17 protein-coding genes are annotated in these 15423 nt (G+C 72.6%); 4 read left to right on the top strand and 13 right to left on the bottom strand.

Annotated elements, in window-relative coordinates; translation table 11 throughout:
• Positions 1-1111, top strand: a 1111-nt coding sequence (locus BFF77_RS15890) for a class I SAM-dependent methyltransferase (RefSeq protein WP_079125200.1), incomplete at its 5' end; no start/stop codon positions are given.
• A 119-nt stretch (positions 1112-1230) separates the two neighbouring features.
• Here the strand turns inward: BFF77_RS15890 and BFF77_RS15885 are convergent.
• Entirely contained in the window at positions 1231-1596 is a 366-nt protein-coding gene (locus BFF77_RS15885; RefSeq protein WP_066949582.1) for a hypothetical protein, read from the bottom strand.
• A gap of 71 nt (positions 1597-1667) precedes the next feature.
• Positions 1668-2390, bottom strand: a complete 723-nt coding sequence (locus tag BFF77_RS15880) for a hypothetical protein (protein WP_079125199.1) — start codon at positions 2388-2390, stop codon at positions 1668-1670.
• A 194-nt stretch (positions 2391-2584) separates the two neighbouring features.
• On the opposite strand from BFF77_RS15880, the gene BFF77_RS15875 reads away from it, so the two are divergent.
• Positions 2585-2944, top strand: a complete 360-nt coding sequence (locus BFF77_RS15875) for a DUF805 domain-containing protein (RefSeq protein ID WP_066949579.1) — start codon at positions 2585-2587, stop codon at positions 2942-2944.
• 135 nt (positions 2945-3079) lie between these two features.
• Here BFF77_RS15875 and BFF77_RS15870 read toward each other — a convergent pair whose 3' ends face one another.
• Entirely contained in the window at positions 3080-3502 is a 423-nt protein-coding gene (locus tag BFF77_RS15870) for a winged helix-turn-helix transcriptional regulator (protein WP_066949576.1), read from the bottom strand.
• Positions 3503-3605: 103 nt separating this feature from the next.
• Here BFF77_RS15870 and BFF77_RS15865 point away from each other — a divergent pair, with 103 nt between their 5' ends.
• Complete coding sequence (locus tag BFF77_RS15865; protein ID WP_066949573.1) at positions 3606-4256, top strand: NADPH-dependent F420 reductase; 651 nt, start codon at positions 3606-3608, stop codon at positions 4254-4256.
• Positions 4257-4332: 76 nt separating this feature from the next.
• Here BFF77_RS15865 and BFF77_RS15860 read toward each other — a convergent pair whose 3' ends face one another.
• The 4 genes from BFF77_RS15860 to tsaB form a co-directional block, all read right to left on the bottom strand.
• Positions 4333-4584: a hypothetical protein gene (locus tag BFF77_RS15860; RefSeq protein WP_066949569.1), complete on the bottom strand. Its 252-nt coding sequence runs from the start codon at positions 4582-4584 to the stop codon at positions 4333-4335.
• Positions 4585-4651: 67 nt separating this feature from the next.
• Complete coding sequence (tsaD, locus tag BFF77_RS15855; protein WP_066949566.1) at positions 4652-5779, bottom strand: tRNA (adenosine(37)-N6)-threonylcarbamoyltransferase complex transferase subunit TsaD; 1128 nt, start codon at positions 5777-5779, stop codon at positions 4652-4654.
• Positions 5772-6251, bottom strand: a complete 480-nt coding sequence (rimI, locus tag BFF77_RS15850; protein WP_066949592.1) for a ribosomal protein S18-alanine N-acetyltransferase — start codon at positions 6249-6251, stop codon at positions 5772-5774. The genes tsaD and rimI overlap by 8 nt, the downstream gene beginning before the upstream one ends.
• A gap of 98 nt (positions 6252-6349) precedes the next feature.
• Entirely contained in the window at positions 6350-7027 is a 678-nt protein-coding gene (gene tsaB / locus BFF77_RS15845; RefSeq protein WP_066949563.1) for a tRNA (adenosine(37)-N6)-threonylcarbamoyltransferase complex dimerization subunit type 1 TsaB, read from the bottom strand.
• Between the two features lie 103 nt (positions 7028-7130).
• On the opposite strand from tsaB, the gene BFF77_RS15840 reads away from it, so the two are divergent.
• Positions 7131-7694, top strand: a complete 564-nt coding sequence (locus BFF77_RS15840; RefSeq protein WP_079125198.1) for a hypothetical protein — start codon at positions 7131-7133, stop codon at positions 7692-7694.
• Positions 7695-8232: 538 nt separating this feature from the next.
• On the opposite strand, the gene tsaE is transcribed toward BFF77_RS15840, so the two are convergent.
• The 6 genes from tsaE to glmS form a co-directional block, all read right to left on the bottom strand.
• On the bottom strand, positions 8233-8853 hold the full coding sequence (tsaE, locus tag BFF77_RS15835) for a tRNA (adenosine(37)-N6)-threonylcarbamoyltransferase complex ATPase subunit type 1 TsaE (RefSeq protein WP_066949556.1): 621 nt from the start codon (positions 8851-8853) through the stop codon (positions 8233-8235).
• Positions 8825-10159, bottom strand: a complete 1335-nt coding sequence (locus BFF77_RS15830; RefSeq protein WP_066949553.1) for an alpha/beta fold hydrolase — start codon at positions 10157-10159, stop codon at positions 8825-8827. Before BFF77_RS15830 ends, tsaE begins: the two co-directional genes overlap by 29 nt.
• Before the next feature lie 111 nt (positions 10160-10270).
• Positions 10271-11431 (bottom strand): alanine racemase, encoded by a 1161-nt coding sequence (gene alr, locus BFF77_RS15825; protein WP_425424378.1) that lies wholly within the window; start codon positions 11429-11431, stop codon positions 10271-10273.
• Between the two features lie 87 nt (positions 11432-11518).
• Positions 11519-13060: an NAD(P)H-hydrate dehydratase gene (locus BFF77_RS15820; protein WP_066949550.1), complete on the bottom strand. Its 1542-nt coding sequence runs from the start codon at positions 13058-13060 to the stop codon at positions 11519-11521.
• A 4-nt stretch (positions 13061-13064) separates the two neighbouring features.
• Positions 13065-13433, bottom strand: coding sequence for a holo-ACP synthase (locus BFF77_RS15815; RefSeq protein ID WP_066949547.1), 369 nt, complete (start codon positions 13431-13433; stop codon positions 13065-13067).
• Between the two features lie 93 nt (positions 13434-13526).
• A complete protein-coding gene (gene glmS / locus BFF77_RS15810; RefSeq protein ID WP_066949544.1) occupies positions 13527-15374 on the bottom strand; it encodes a glutamine--fructose-6-phosphate transaminase (isomerizing) in 1848 nt (615 codons plus the stop codon).
• Positions 15375-15423: the final 49 nt, after the last annotated feature.

The following is a 15423-nucleotide window of genomic DNA, read 5'->3' as shown; positions in this document are numbered from 1 at the left end:
GACGCAGCCACGCCTGGGCCAGCGCGGAGTGGCGAAGTTCGGCGCGCGGGACGCGTACCGCATGTACTTCACGCCGAACGGGATCGAACAGGCCACGCGCGGCACCGTCGCCGCGTACCGGGCCGCCCGGTTCCGCGCGCTCACGCCGGAGCCCCGGGTCGTGGACCTGTGCTGCGGCATCGGCGGCGACGCGATCGCGTTCGCGCGCGCGGGCCTCGCCGTGACCGCCGTCGATCTCGATCCGCTGACCTGCGAGATCGCCGCCGAGAACGTACGTACCCTGGCCCCGGACGCACCGCCGGCGACGGTGGCACGGGCGGATGTCCTGGAGTACGACCTGACGGGGGCGCGAGCGCTGTTCATCGATCCCGCGCGGCGCGGCGGCCGGGGCAGGATCTTCGATCCGGAGGCGTACTCACCGCCTCTGTCGTGGGCGGTCGAGGCGGTACGGCGGGCCGGCACGGGAGCGGTCAAGATCGCGCCCGGCATTCCGCACGAGCTGATCCCCGGCGACTTCGAGGCCGAGTGGATCTCGGACGGCGGTGATGTCAAGGAAGCGGTGCTCTGGCACGGCGGAACACCCGGTGCCGCCGTGCCCGGCAGCCGCCGCGCCACCCTGCTCGGCGGCGGGCCCGGCGACCAGGGCGGGCCCGGCGGGGAGGGCGGTGGTCTTCGCACCACGGCGGTGACGCTCACCGGCCGCGGCCTGCCCGACCCGCCCGTCCGCCGGACCGGCCGATTCCTGTACGAGCCCGACGGCGCCGTCATCCGCGCGCATCTGGTCGCCGAGGTGGCCGAGGAGCTGGACGGCGGGCTGATCGACGAGACGATCGCGTACATCACCGCCGACACGCTGCGCCCCACCCCGTACGCCACCGCCTACGAGATCACCGATGAACTCCCCTTCGGCCTCAAGAAACTCAAGGCCCTGCTGCGCGAACGCGAAGTCGGCGTCCTGACGGTCAAGAAGCGCGGCTCCGCCGTGGAACCGGAGGAACTGCGCCGCCGGCTGAAGCTCAAGGGTCCGCACGCGTCGACGGTGTTCCTGACGCGGGTCGCGGGCGCCCCGGCCATGCTGCTCGGGCACCCGGTGAAGGCGTCACGATCGTGAAGTGACGATCGCGAAGGCCCGGCGTCCCGGACGTCCTGGAACCGCTCCCGCGTCGCGGTCGCCGGAGGCTCGGACCACCGGAGCGGGAGCTCGGTGGACCACCGGAGCCGGAGCTCGGGCTACTGGAGGTCGGTCAGCTCATCCGCGTAGATCTGCGACAGCGGCTGCGGGCCGACGTACTGCTGGCAGTTGCACTGCCTGCGCTCGTACCGCAAGGGCTTCTTGTTCTCGTCCCACTCCGTCGCCACCTCGACGTCCTCGTGGCACTTGCCGCGCTTGTCGTGCTTGGCGAGGTGGTGCGTACAGCCGCAGACCGGCTCCGGAGGTCTGTGGGACCGCTCCAGGGCCAGCCGCTCCTTCTCCCCCAGCTGGTAGAGCTCAAGTCTGCGCTCGTGCCGGGTGCGCAGGGCGGTCCGGCCGGTGTCGGCGATCCATCCGAAGCCGCCCACGATGAAGAAGACGAATATCCACCAAAGCCATTCCATCCGCCGCCCCTTCACCCTGAATGGCGCATGCGTTCTCTCTTCAGCATAGGACGGACGCCCAAGGAACGGCCTCAGCGGTGGAGGCCACCGCGTCTGCGCACCGGTAGCGGGCTCATCAACCGCCCGGACCAGGCCTGATGCCCGTACGACTGGACGGCGCCCAGGATCCCGGTCGCCAGCGCCGTGACCGCGAGACCCAGCGCGTAGACCGTCTCACCCACGGTGACGGACTCCGGTCCCGGCGCCATTCCGGTCCAGGCGGCGCTCGTCGCCCACACCCCGGCCACGCAGAGGATCACGGACGGCAGCAGCCATGTCACGCTCCGGCGGTGGGCCCGTACCCGTACGTCCGACACGGGATCCCGGTCGAGTTCGGCCCAGGCCTCCAGCCGCTCCCGTACCGTACGGCCACGGTCCAGCCAGAAGCCGAGCGCGACGCCGGCCGGTATCAGCAGGACCCCGCCGAGGGCGAGCGCCACCAGCCCGGCCACCTGGCCCAGACCGCCCCGCTCGAAGCTCTGGACCGCCAGCCCGACGGAGGCCCAGCCGAGCGCGGCGACCGCGCCGGTCAGCCAGAGCAGCACCAGCCGCCCGAATCCGAGGCGCCGCCGGGTGAGCGCCACCATGGCGGCGGCGCGATCGGCGAGCAGCGCCTCACGGTCGGGCCAGGAACGCAGATGCGGGGGCGGCGGAGGCGCGGGCAGGCGTGCACGGTAACGGCGTTCGGTTCGTTCGGTGCCGTCGGTCGGGTCGGTGCCGTCGGTCGGGTCGGCCACGCGGACCTTGCTGATCACCCGGCAGAGAGTAACGGGACGGGACAAGAACCGGGCGGCGGGGTGGCAACCGGGCCTGGAGCCACCGGCGGCGATCGACGGTTTCGCCAACTAGCCCTCAGGTAACGACTTGACCATACGATTTTCGGCCACATACGTTTCGCCCTGACCCTCCGGAACGGACGGGTCCTCTTTCGCCGTCCTTGGGGGGACACATGAACTGGTACCTCGCTGTTCTGAAGAACTACGCGGGCTTCGACGGGCGTGCGCGCCGCACGGAGTTCTGGATGTTCGTCCTGTTCAACCTCCTTGCGGAGATCGTCGTCGCGATCATCGACAGCGTGATCGGCCTGAACAGCGTCCTGATCGGTCTCTACGCCCTCGCCGTCCTGATCCCCGGTCTCGCTGTGAGCGTGCGGCGTCTCCACGACACCGACAAGTCCGGCTGGTTCCTGCTGCTCGGGTTCATCCCGCTGGTCGGCGCGATCATCCTCATCGTCTTCTGCGCCACCGCGGGCACCGTGGGCCCGAACAAGCACGGTCACGACCCCAAGCAGGTTCCCGCGCACGTCTGACATCCGAGCGCTCGCGAAGGCCCGTCGCATGCTGCCGGCGGGCCTTCGTCGTGCCCTCACGAACTCGCCCGGTACACCGGCCCGAAGACGGCCGCGGCGCGCTCGCGGTGTTCGGGGCGGGGTTCCTTCGGTCGTTCAACTCCGTTGAGAGCGCCGCTCGGCGTCGTGCGCGTCGTACGTCTCGCGCGCGACGTCGATCCGGTCGATGTTCTCCTCGGCCCATCGCGTCACGGCCCGCATGACGGGCACCAGGCTCTGGCCCAGCGGGGTGAGCGCGTATTCCACGCGGACCGGCACGGCCGGAGTGACGGTGCGGGCGAGCAGACCGTCCCGTTCGAGTCGGCGCAGCGTCTGCGTGAGCATCTTCTGACTGGCTCCCGCGATCGTTCGGGCCAACTCGCCGTAGCGGCGCGGGCCCTCGGCCAGTTCCTTGAGGACCAGGGCGACCCACTTCTCGCCGATGCGGTCGAGCAGCCGGTTGGTCGGGCAGTCGGCGGACCGGGCTCGGTGCGAGGCACGGGCCTCGGCGTGCCGCTGAGCGGCGGTACGAGTGGTCATGGCATCCCCTCACGTGCGCGGGCCACCTTGAAGTGCCTGCTCCCGCCCAACCGTAGCGCCGCCTAACGTCGCTCTTGAGAGCGGACAAGGAGCGGAACAGACCATGACGACGATCGCCATCCTCGGCTCCGGCACTGTGGCCCGGGCCATCGCGGGCAAGCTGCACGACGCGGGCAACCGGGTCGTCGTCGGCTCCCGTGCCCCGCGGCGGACGCAAGCCGACTGGAGCGGTTCCGCAGTAGGTTCCGGAATACGCGTCACCGATCCGCCGGACGCGGCCGGCTCCGCCGAGGTGGTCGTCAACGCCACGCCCGGCCATGCCTCCGTGGAGGTGCTCACCGGCCTCGCGGCGGAGCTGACCGACAAGGTCCTGGTCGACATCGCCAACGCCACCGCGCTCGGCTCCGACGGTTTCGCGTCGGCGCTCCTGTATCCCGGCGGCAGCCTCGCCGAGGAGATCCAGCGTGCGCTGCCACGGGTACACGTGGTGAAGTCCCTCAACACGATGCACGCGTCGGTCATGGCCGATCCGGCGGGACTGGCCGTTCCTCCCGCCGCCTTCCTCTCCGGGGACGACGCCGGCGCCAAGAAGACCGTGAGCGGTCTGCTGGCCGAGCTGGGCTGGTCAGCGGAGTGGATCACCGACCTCGGAGGGGTGGAGACCGCGCGGGGCCCCGAGGCGTTCGTCCTGATGGTCGGCGGCCTGGTCCGCGCGCTGGGACCGGTGCCCTTCGCCATGGCCGTCGCCCGCTGAGCCGCGTCGCACCCGGACCGGCACCCGTCGGGCCCCCTCTCCGGGACATCGCCCCGGCCCCGCCGCCGCGCGGGTGCTACGTCACGGCCTCGAAGCGCCAGCGGTGCACCGGACGGGCGGTCAAGTCGGCCGGGGGATCGGGGAGTTCGGGGACGTCGGCGTCGTAAGGACCGTCCCACCAGGTGATGACCAGTACCCGGTCCTCGGGGGCGCGGAGGAGTTCGCGCCGCGACGGGGCGTACGGGAGGTGCTGGGCGCGCGCCCAGTCCAGCAGCTCCGTGGCCCTGCCGGGTGCCGCCTTCGCCTCCCACATCAGCGCCACGGTCATGAGCGCCTCGTCCCCGGCCTCGGCCTCGTGTCCGGGCTCATGTCCGGCATCGGCCTGGTGTCCGGCGTCATGTGTACAGGTTGTCCTTGCTCAGTTCGTGCAGATGGTCGTGGTGGTCGCCGCCGTGCCGGCCGGTGTCGGTTCCGTGAGCCGCGCCCGGTACATGCGGGTCCGTCACCGGCAGCGACGAGTCCGCCGACAGGTCCCAGTCCGACGCGGGCCGGCCCCGGGCCACCATCTCCGCGCCCAGCGCCGCCACCATCGCGCCGTTGTCCGTGCACAGCCCCGGCCGCGGCACCCGCAGCCGGATGCCCGCCCGCTCGCAGCGCTCGGCCGCGAGCGCCCGCAGGCGTGAGTTGGCCGCGACACCGCCGCCGATCATGAGATGGTCCACGCCCTCGTCCCGGCAGGCGCGGACCGCCTTCCGGGTCAGTACGTCGACCACCGCCTCCTGGAAGGACGCCGCCACGTCCCGTACCGGAACCTCCTCGCCCGCGTTCCGCTTCGCCTCGATCCAGCGGGCCACCGATGTCTTCAGACCGGAGAAGGAGAAGTCGTACGCCGCGTCGCGCGGGCCGGTCAGCCCGCGCGGGAACGCGATCGCCGCCGGGTCGCCCTCCCGCGCGAGCCGGTCGATCACGGGACCGCCCGGGAAGCCGAGGTGCAGCACACGCGCGATCTTGTCGAACGCCTCGCCCGCCGCGTCGTCGATCGTCGCCCCCAGGGGCCGTACATCGCTGGTGATGTCCGGCGCGAGCAGCAGCGAGGAGTGCCCGCCGCTCACCAGCAGCGCCATCGTCGGCTCGGGCAGCGGGCCGTGTTCCAACTGGTCGACGCAGATGTGGGAGGCCAGATGGTTCACGCCGTACAGCGGCTTGCCGAGGGCGTACGCGTACGACTTCGCCGCCGAGACGCCCACCAGCAGCGCGCCGGCCAGCCCCGGCCCGGCCGTCACCGCGATGCCGTCCAGGTCACGGGCGGAGACGCCCGCCTCCTTCAGCGCGCGCTCGATCGTCGGCACCATCGCCTCCAGGTGCGCGCGGGAGGCGACCTCCGGCACCACACCGCCGAAGCGCGCGTGCTCGTCGACGCTCGACGCGACGGCGTCGGCGAGCAGCGTCGTCCCCCGGACGATGCCGACCCCGGTCTCGTCGCAGGAGGTCTCGATACCGAGGACGAGAGGTTCGTCAGCCATGGATCTCAGTTCCTTGATGGTTCTTCATATGAAGGCGCATGACGAGCGCGTCGACATTGCCCGGCTGGTAGTAGCCCCGCCGGAAGCCGATCGGCTCGAAGCCGAACCGCTCGTACAGCCGTTGCGCCCGCGGATTGTCGACCCGCACTTCCAGCAGCACCTCCTCGCACTCGAAGGCGGTCGCGTGCTGGAGCAGATCGGTCAGCAGCCGGGAGCCGAGCCCGGTGCCCCACCGGTCGCGGGCGGCGGCGATGGTCTGTACGTCACCGAGGCCACCGGCGGCGGCGAGTCCGGCGTAACCGACGATCCGGCCGCCGGCCCCGGACGGCTCGGTCGCCACCACGTAGTGGCGGGTGGCCCGGGAACCGCGCGCATGGGCCAGCTCGGACCAGAACATGGCCGGGGACCAGGCGTCCTCGGGGAAGAGCTCGTGTTCGAGGGCGAGCACCGGCTCGATGTCCCACCAGCGCATCTCACGCAGCCGTACGGAAGAGGCCGTCCCTCCCACTGCCGTCTCCCCCACCGCCGTCGCCTCCTCGCCGTTCCCGGCCGCCGCGTCCGTCGCATCGGTCACTTCGGTGTGACCACCTTGTAGTTCTTGGGCACCTGCGCGTCCGGGCGGCGCAGGTACAGAGGAAGGGCCGGCAGGAAGTCCCCGCCCGGGCCGCCGGAGGCCGCCGCCGCGAGTCTCTCCGCCGCCAGCGACGCCAGCGCGGCGGCCGACTGGTGCTCGGGACCGCGCGCGTCCGGGAAGACCTCGGGATGAAGCAGCGCACCGGCGCCCACCGCCGGTACCCCCACCACATGCTCGTGACCGGCGATATCGGCGGGCCGGTCGACGGCCGGCTCGGTCAGCCGTGTACGGGCATCCGCGTACCGCGCCCAGTAGACCTCCTTGCGGCGCGCGTCCGTCACCACCACGAACGGCCCTTCGAGCCCGGAGGCGTGGGCGAGCCCGTCCAGCGTGCAGAGCCCGTGCACCGGCACCCCGAGCGCCGAGCCGAAGGTCAGGGCCGTGACCAGCCCGACCCTCAGTCCCGTGTACGGTCCCGGCCCCACCCCCACGACCACATCCGTCACGGCGTCCAGTTTCAGCCCGGCCCCGGCGAGGACACGGTCGACGGCGGGGAGGAGCAGTTCCCCGTGGCGGCGCGCGTCGACCTGGCTCTCCGCGGCCAGGACGGAGGAGCCGTCGTGGAGAGCGACGGTGACGGCGGGCGTGGCGGTATCAACGGCGAGCAGAAGCACGCAAACAGCCTACGGCTCCGGCGCCCAAGGCACGGCGCCCCGTCCCGTCACCCCGCTGCTGCTACCGTCACCACGGAGTCATACGTACGAGAGGTGGATCAAGGTGTCCAGGAGCAGCTCGGGAATCGTGGCCGGGCTCACCGCGGCGGCCATCGCCGTGGTCGGCTTCCTCGCCTACCAGGCGTCCGCGAACGTTCCCGACGACACCCTCGGGAAGCCCGCCACCGCGCCGTCCGCCTCTCCGCCCGCCTCCGGCGGCGCGCCCGCGCAGAAGAAGAAGGACCCGCGGGCGATCCCCGCGGACTCGGGCACCGGCGCACGCGTCGTGTACGCGCTGGGCCAGCGCCGGGTATGGCTGGTGAACCAGAACGAGCAGGCCACACGGAGCTTCACCGTCATGCCCAGTACGGTCAGCCCGCTGCCCGGCTCGTACCGCGTGACCTCGCGCTCCGGCGCGGTGACGGGCTCGGACGGGGTGCGGATCGAGCACGTCGTACGGTTCACGACCGTCAACGACGTGTCGATCGGCTTCAGCGCGGCGGTGGACGGCACGCTGTCCAGCCCCGACCCGACGCTGAAGACGGGCGGGGTCAGGATGAAGGTGGCGGACGGGAACGCGGTGTGGACGTTCGCGACGGTCGGCTCCGTCGTGGTCGTCGTTCCGTAGCCGCAGTCGGCCGCGGCCGTTCCGCGGGCCCGTACGGGCCCGCGCCTCCGTGCGCCGGAATGCTTCTCAGGCGGCGGCGCGCCGCCGCTCCAGCTCTCTCGCCGCCGCTGCGGCCTCCGCCTTCGCGACCGCCGAAGGCTCCCGCGGCGGTGTGGACACGGCCGAGGCTGCCGCGCACGACGCGAGCAGAACGCTCATCGACACGGACGACGGTGCCGGCGAGGACGGCGTGGGGGACGACGGTGACCGGTGCGATGAGGACGGGAAACGCGTTTCGCGCTCTGTCGCCGACATGGATGCCTCCTGAGGCTCCGGGGGCAGGCGTGGTCAGGTAGTTAGGCAGACCTAACCATGTCTCACCACCATGTGACCACGCGCGGCACGGCACGCGCAACATTTTGCCGACGTCTTGTCGGAACGTACGGAACGGCCGGCCGAACAGTCCGCGGAAACGTTCGGTGGATCCGCGCACCGACGCCCGGGGCCGGTACCGGTCCCTTGCCGGACCGGCGCCGGATCCCAAGGGACCCGTACCGGATCAGTCCGTGAGCACTCCGAGATCGGTCTTCGACCAGCGGCTCCCGAACCCGGTCAGCGTGACGGTGCGCCGGTCGTCGTACCGCGTCTCCCCGTGCTCCGTCCCGCCGTGCCCGGTGGCCGCGCCCTGGTCGCCGCCCACCATCCGGTGGATCACCACGCGCAGCCGGTCGTCCGAGAGCTCCTCGACCTTGCCGTCGCCCCACTCCACGACCACCACCGAGTCGGGCAGCGAGACATCCAGATCGAGGTCCTCCATCTCGTCCAGTCCCCCGCCGAGCCGGTACGCGTCCACATGGACCAGCGCGGGACCGCCGACCAGCGACGGGTGGACACGGGCGATCACAAAGGTGGGCGAGGTGACGGCGCCACGGACACCGAGGCCCTCGCCGAGGCCACGGGCCAGGGTCGTCTTCCCCGCGCCGAGTTCGCCGGTGAGCATCACCAGATCACCCGGCCGGAGCAGGGCGGCGAGCGCCCTTCCCAGCTCCCGCATCCGCTCGGGGGAATCAACGGCGACGGTCGTCCCGGGACGGGCGTCGGTCTCGGTGGCGCCGGCCGGCGCGTGGGTACGGGCTGCCCCGGGGGCCTTCTCAGCCGCCGGGCTGTGCGGTGCTTCCATGTCTGCCAACGTTAGCCTCCGACGGCACCGCGCCCACTCTCGCGAGCAGGTCGGCGAGCCGGTCCGTGACGGCCTCGGGATGCTCCAGCATGACCAGATGCCCGGCGTCCGGTACGAGCACCAGCTCCGCGTCCGGCAGCAGATCGGCGATGGCCTCGCTGTGCGAGCTGGGCGTGATCAGATCGCTCTCGCCCGCCAGGATCAGCGCCGGGACCTCCAGGAAGACCGAGAGCGCCTGCACTTTGTCGTGGTCGGTGAAGGCCGGGTAGAACTCCGCGACCACATCGATCGGGGTGCCCTCGAGGAGCCGCTCGGCGAACCGTACGACGGCGGGATCCACCTCCTTCGAGCTGAACGAGTACCGCTTGATCAGCCCGGCGAAGAGATCGGCGGTGGCCCGCCGGCCGCGTTCGACCAGCTCGGCCTGGGAGCCGAGCGCCTTGAGCACGCCCGGCAGGACACGGCGGACGGCGTTCACGCCCGCGACCGGCAGCCCGTAGTTGACCTCGCCGAGCTTTCCGCTGGACGTACCGACGAGGGCGACGCCGACGACCCGTTCCCGTACCAGCTCGGGAAACTGGTCCGCCAGGGCCATCATCGTCATCCCGCCCATGGAGTGGCCGACCAGCACCAGCGGCCCTTCGGGCGCCGCCGCGTCGATCACGGCCTTGAGATCACGGCCGAGCTGCTCGATGGTGACGGGCACGGCGCCGGGACCGCTCTGGCCGACACCGCGCGCGGAGCGGCCGTGGCTGCGCTGGTCCCAGTGGACGGTACGGACGAGTCCGCGCAGGGCGGCGCGCTGGAAGTGCCAGGAGTCCTGGCTGAGGCAGTAGCCGTGGCTGAAGACGACGGTCACGGGCACGGGGGCCTTGCCGCCGAACAGACGCCGGCGACGCGAGCCGGGAGAGGACGCGGCGCCGGCGCCCGGTCCTGTCCCTGCGCCCGGCCCTGCCGACGGGCGCGCTCCCGGAATGCCCAGGGCGCCGGGCGGACCGGCGGCGTCCACCTCGTCGACCTCGTAGTACAGCTCCGTACCGTCGTCGGCGAGCGCCTTGCCCGGGGCGCCGCGCAGCGCTCCGTACGGTCCCGACGCGTCGAGGGCGAGCCGTGCCCTTCTGCGCATGCCGCGGCCGACGGTCAGCCTCTCGATCGCCACACCGGCGGCGGCTCCGGCGGCGATCACGCCTATCGCGGCCCCGGCGACGCCCGCCCTGCGCCAGTTCCCGCTGATCGCTGCCGAGGCCGTGGCCACCGCGGCGGCCGTCGTGGCCGCCGTGTCCCCCGCCGGGCTCTTCTCGCTCACCGTCGCTCCTCGTCGTCCAGCCTTGCCTTCCCCGCCGTACCGCGCTTCACCCCCGGAGAGATCACTCCGGTTGTCCGTTCACGCGTGTTCGCGCAGGTGGGCCCCGGACACCTACGGCGCCTCGTTCACATAGACGCGGGGGACACGGGAGCCGATACGGGTGACGATCTCGTACGCGATGGTGTCCGCGGCCTCGGCCCAGTCCTCCGCCGTGGGCTCACCCCGGTCACCGGGGCCGAACAGGACGGCGGTGGTGCCCGGTTCCGGGGTGTCGCCGCCGAGGTCCACGACGAACTGGTCCATGGCGACCCGTCCGGCCACCTTCCGGGTGACTCCGCCGACGAGGACGGGACCACGGCCCGAGGCGTGCCGGGGGATCCCGTCGGCGTATCCGAGGGGGACGAGCCCGAGCGTCGTCTCGCGCGGCGTGAGGTAGTGGTGGCCGTAGCTGACGCCGTGGCCCGGCGGGACCCGCTTGACCAGGGCGACCGAGGCGGAGAGCGTCATGACGGGCCGCAGGCCGAGGTCCTGGGAGGTGCCGAGCTCCGGGCCGGGCGAGATGCCGTACATCGCGATTCCGGTCCGTACGAGATCGAAGTGCGACTCGGGGACGGTGAGCGCGGCGGGCGAGTTGGCGATGTGCCGGACCTCGGGCTCGGCGCCCTCCTTCTCGGCGTACGCGACCATCGCGTGGAACGCGTCCAGTTGGGCGGCGATGGAGGGATGGCCGGGCTCGTCGGCGCAGGCGAAGTGCGACCACAGGCCGGTGATCCGGACCTGGCCGGCGGCCTGCGCGGCGAGCGCGGCACCGACCAGCTCCGGCCAGTCGGCGGGCTGGCAGCCGTTGCGGCCGAGGCCGGTGTCGGCCTTGAGCTGGACACGGGCGGGCCGGCCGGCCTCGCGGGCGGCGGCGGTCACTTCGCGCAGGGCCCACATCCCGCTGACGGACATGTCGAGATCGGCCTCGATGCCCTCCCGCCAGGGGTCGCCGGGCGTCCAGAGCCAGCAGAGGACTCTGCTCCGGACACCGGCGGCCCGCAGGGCGAGCGCCTCGTGCGGGGTGGCGGTCCCCAGCCAGGTGGCCCCGGCGGCGAGGGCCGCGCGGGCGACGGGCAGCATGCCGTGGCCGTAGGCGTCGGACTTCACCACGCCCATCACCGCGGTGCCGTCCCCCACGCGGGCGCGCAGGGCGCGCACATTGCCCCGCAGGGCCCCGAGATCGATCTCGGCGCGTGCCCTGAGGTGAGTCGATGTCTGCATCGTTCCGGTCATCACGCCCAGTCTCTCAGAGCCCCTGGCGTGCGCCGGTCCGGTGCGGGGCGGGTCCCGCCGCCCGCGGTGCGGTCCGGGCACCGCCCCTCACGGGCGGGCGGATGTCACGTTCCGCCAGGCGTCGGGCAGGTGGGCCGCCACGTCCAGGGCCGAGATCGGGGCGCCCTTCGAGGCGAGGCGGGCCGAGAGGCCGTGGAGGTAGGCCGCCGCCGAGGCCGCGTCGCGCGCCGGGAGGCCCGCGGCCAGGAGTGCGCCGGAGAGGCCCGAGAGGATGTCGCCGCTGCCCGCCGTGGCGAGCCAGGGGGTGCCCGTCGGGTTGACGCGGACCGGAACGTCCTTGTCCGGACCGGCGATCAGCGTCGTGGAGCCCTTGAGCAGCACCGTCGCGCCGTACCGGGACGCCAGTTCCCGTACGGCCGTCAGCCGGGCCGACTCGACCTCTTCCCGTGGCACGCCGAGCAGCGCCGCCGCCTCGCCCGCGTGCGGGGTGAGCAGGGTCGGGGCGGTACGGCCGCGTACCGTCGCCGCGTCCAGCAGCCGCAGCCCGTCCGCGTCCACCAGGACCGGTACGTCCGCGGCCAGTACCTCCGCCACCCCGTGTCCCCCACCGGCCTCCGGGCCCTCGCCCAGCCCCGGGCCGATCGCCCACGCCTGGACCCGGCCGGCCTTCGACGGCGGGCCCTCGTGCACCAGCGTCTCCGGGAAGCGGGCGATCACCGCGTCGGCGCCGGGGCCGACGTACCGTACGGCTCCCGCGCCGCCGTGCAGCGCGCCCGCCACGGCGAGCACCGCCGCGCCCGGATAGCGCGCGGAACCGGCGACGATCCCGACGACACCGCGCCGGTACTTGTCGCTCTCGCCCGTCGGCACCGGCAGCAGCCGCGCGACGTCCTCGTGCTGGAGCGCCTCGAACTCGGGGACGGCCGGCAGACACGGCCGCAGCCCGATGTCCACGAGCCGTACCGCGCCCGCGTGCTCGCGCGCGGGATCGATCAGCAGGCCCGGCTTGTACGTACCGAACGTGACCGTCACGTCCGCGCACACCGCCTCGCCCGCCACCTCGCCGCTGTCCGCCTCCACACCGCTGGGCAGATCGACGGCCACGACCGCCGCGCCCGAGTCCCGGGCCGCCCGTACCAGCGGCACCGCCTCGGGACGCAGTCCGCCGTGTCCGCCGATACCGGTGATGCCGTCCAGGACGAGATCGGCGGCGGCCAGGGCGGCGAAAGGACCGCCGACGCCGCTCTTCCCGGCCGCGCCCCGCGCGCCCTCCGCGCCGTTCCCGCCGTGCGCGCCCTCCGTGCCGCCGGCGATCCGTCCGCCGGCGCGGAGCAGCGCGGCGAGCCCGCCCGCGTGCGCCCGGTCGGGCGCGAGCAGGACCGCCGTGACCCCGGCGCCCCTGCGGGCGAGGCGGGCCGCGGCGTACAGGGCGTCACCGCCGTTGTCCCCGCTGCCCGCCAGCACGACGACCCGTGCCCCGTAGACCCGGCCCAGCAGATCTCGCAGCAGGCCGGCGCAGGCGACGGCGAGGCCATGGGCGGCGCGCTGCATGAGCGCGTCCTCCGGGAGCCGCGCCATCAGCTCCCGTTCGGCGTTTCTGACGGTCTCCACGCTGTAAGCGATACGCATACGGTCAACCCTCCGCGATCACCACGGCCGACGCCACTCCCGCATCGTGGCTGAGCGAGACATGCCAGCTCCTGACGCCCAGCTCGGCGGCCCGCGCCGCGACCGTGCCGAGCACCCGCAGCCGCGGCTGTCCGCTGTCCTCCACATACACCTCGGCGTCGGTCCAGCGCAGTCCGCCGGGCGCGCCCAGCGCCTTGGCCACGGCTTCCTTGGCGGCGAACCGTGCCGCCAAGGAGGCCATTCCGCGCCGCTCACCGCTCGGGAGGTACAACTCCCGGTCGGAGAAGAGACGTTCGGTCAGCCGCGGAGTCCGCGACAAGGACTCCGCGAACCGGTCGATCTCCGCGACGTCGATTCCCACCCCGATGATCACTCGCTCGCTCCCGCTCCCCACTGCGACTCCCACGGTGACGGTTGCTCCGCCCGCTCCACCGTGTCCCGCTCCACCATGACCCGCTCCGGTGGCCTATTCCACCGTGACGGACTTCGCCAGATTCCTCGGCTGGTCGACCTCGTTGCCGCGCGCCGTCGCCAGCTCGCACGCGAAGACCTGCAACGGCACGGTGGCGACCAGCGGCTGAAGGAGCGTCGGCGTCGCCGGGATCCGGATGAGATGGTCCGCGTACGGCACCACCGCCTCGTCGCCCTCCTCCGCGATCACGATCGTCCGCGCGCCCCTGGCCCGGATCTCCTGGATGTTCGACACGATCTTGTCGTGCAGCACCGACCGCCCGCGCGGCGACGGTACGACGACCACCACCGGCAGATCCTCCTCGATGAGCGCGATCGGGCCGTGCTTCAGCTCACCGGCCGCGAATCCCTCCGCGTGCATGTACGCCAGCTCCTTGAGCTTGAGCGCGCCCTCCAGGGCGACCGGATAGCCGACGTGCCGGCCCAGGAAGAGCACCGTCCGCTTGTCCGCGAGGGAGCGCGCCAGGGCCCGTACCGGCTCCATCGTCTCCAGTACGCGCTCCACCTCGCCCGCGATCCGCGACAGGTCCTTGACGACGGCCCGGATCTCGTCGCCCCACTTGGTCCCGCGGCGCCGGCCCAGATGGAGCGCCACCAGATAGCAGGCGACGAGCTGGGTGAGGAACGCCTTGGTCGAGGCGACCGCGACCTCGGGGCCCGCGTGGGTGTAGAGGACCGCGTCCGACTCCCTCGGGATGGTCGAGCCGTTGGTGTTGCAGATGGCCAGCACCTTCGCGCCCTGCTCGCGGGCGTGGCGCAGGGCCATCAGCGTGTCCATGGTCTCGCCGGACTGGGAGATGGCGATCACCAGGGTGCGCCGGTCCAGGATGGGATCGCGGTAGCGGAACTCACTGGCCAGCTCCACCTCGCAGGGCATCCTGGTCCAGTGCTCGATGGCGTACTTCGCGATCAGCCCGGCGTGGAAGGCCGTACCGCAGGCCACGATGACGACCTTGTCGGCCTCGCGCAGCACCGCCTGCGGGATGCGGAGCTCGTCCATGGTCAGCGCGCCCTGGGCGTCGATGCGTCCCAGGAGCGTGTCGGCGACGGCCTTGGGCTGCTCGGCGATCTCCTTGAGCATGAAGTAGTCGTAACCGCCCTTCTCTGCGGCCGACGCGTCCCAGTCCACGTGGTACGAGCGGACCTCGGCCGGATCGCCCGCGAAGTCCGTCACCGTCACGCCGTCGCGGCGCAGTTCCACGACCTGGTCCTGGCCCAGCTCGATCGCGGAGCGGGTGTGGGCGATGAACGCGGCGACGTCCGAGGCGAGGAACGACTCGCCCTGCCCGACGCCGACCACCAGCGGTGAGTTACGGCGCGCCCCGACCACCACGTCCGGCTCGTCCGCGTGCACGGCGACCAGGGTGAAGGCGCCTTCCAGTCGCCGGCACACCTGGCGCATCGACTCGGCGAGATCGCCGCAGGAGGAGAAGGCCTCGGCGAGGAGGTGCGAGACGACCTCGGTGTCGGTCTCCGACCCGAGATCGTGGCCCCGGCCGGCCAGCTCGGACCTGAGGACGGCGAAGTTCTCGATGATCCCGTTGTGGACGACGGCGACGCGCCCGGCGTTGTCGAGATGGGGATGGGCGTTGGCGTCGGTCGGCCCGCCGTGCGTGGCCCACCGGGTGTGCCCGATGCCGGTGAGTCCGGTCGGCAGCGGCCGTTCCACCAGCTCCTTCTCCAGATTGACGAGCTTGCCCGCCTTCTTCGCGGCGGCCAGTCCGCCATCGGCGAGCACGGCGACCCCGGCCGAGTCGTACCCGCGGTATTCGAGCCGCTTGAGGCCCGCGATGACCACATCAAGCGCCGACTGTCCGCCGACGTAACCCACGATTCCGCACATGTCGGCAGCCTACGGCGCCCACCCCCGCCCCTCCCGTAACCGCGAAGCC

The sequence above is a fragment of the Streptomyces lushanensis genome (assembly GCF_001700515.1).
Taxonomy (GTDB): Bacteria; Actinomycetota; Actinomycetes; order Streptomycetales; family Streptomycetaceae; genus Streptomyces; species Streptomyces lushanensis.
The sequence above is the reverse complement of the archived record's forward strand: the minus strand, read 5'-3'. Positions and strand labels throughout refer to the sequence as shown.

Excerpts from the sequence above, each read along its gene's own strand:
- alr (WP_425424378.1), bottom strand. The coding sequence starts at position 11,431 with ATGACCGGAACGATGCAGACATCGACTCACCTCAGGGCACGCGCCGAG.
- BFF77_RS15860 (WP_066949569.1), bottom strand. The coding sequence starts at position 4,584 with ATGACCGTGGCGCTGATGTGGGAGGCGAAGGCGGCACCCGGCAGGGCC.
- rimI (WP_066949592.1), bottom strand. The coding sequence starts at position 6,251 with ATGCGCTGGTGGGACATCGAGCCGGTGCTCGCCCTCGAACACGAGCTC.
- glmS (WP_066949544.1), bottom strand. The coding sequence starts at position 15,374 with ATGTGCGGAATCGTGGGTTACGTCGGCGGACAGTCGGCGCTTGATGTG.
- BFF77_RS15875 (WP_066949579.1), top strand. The coding sequence starts at position 2,585 with ATGAACTGGTACCTCGCTGTTCTGAAGAACTACGCGGGCTTCGACGGG.
- tsaD (WP_066949566.1), bottom strand. The coding sequence starts at position 5,779 with ATGGCTGACGAACCTCTCGTCCTCGGTATCGAGACCTCCTGCGACGAG.
- BFF77_RS15885 (WP_066949582.1), bottom strand. The coding sequence starts at position 1,596 with ATGGAATGGCTTTGGTGGATATTCGTCTTCTTCATCGTGGGCGGCTTC.
- tsaE (WP_066949556.1), bottom strand. The coding sequence starts at position 8,853 with ATGGAAGCACCGCACAGCCCGGCGGCTGAGAAGGCCCCCGGGGCAGCC.
- BFF77_RS15870 (WP_066949576.1), bottom strand. The coding sequence starts at position 3,502 with ATGACCACTCGTACCGCCGCTCAGCGGCACGCCGAGGCCCGTGCCTCG.
- BFF77_RS15865 (WP_066949573.1), top strand. The coding sequence starts at position 3,606 with ATGACGACGATCGCCATCCTCGGCTCCGGCACTGTGGCCCGGGCCATC.
- BFF77_RS15820 (WP_066949550.1), bottom strand. The coding sequence starts at position 13,060 with ATGCGTATCGCTTACAGCGTGGAGACCGTCAGAAACGCCGAACGGGAG.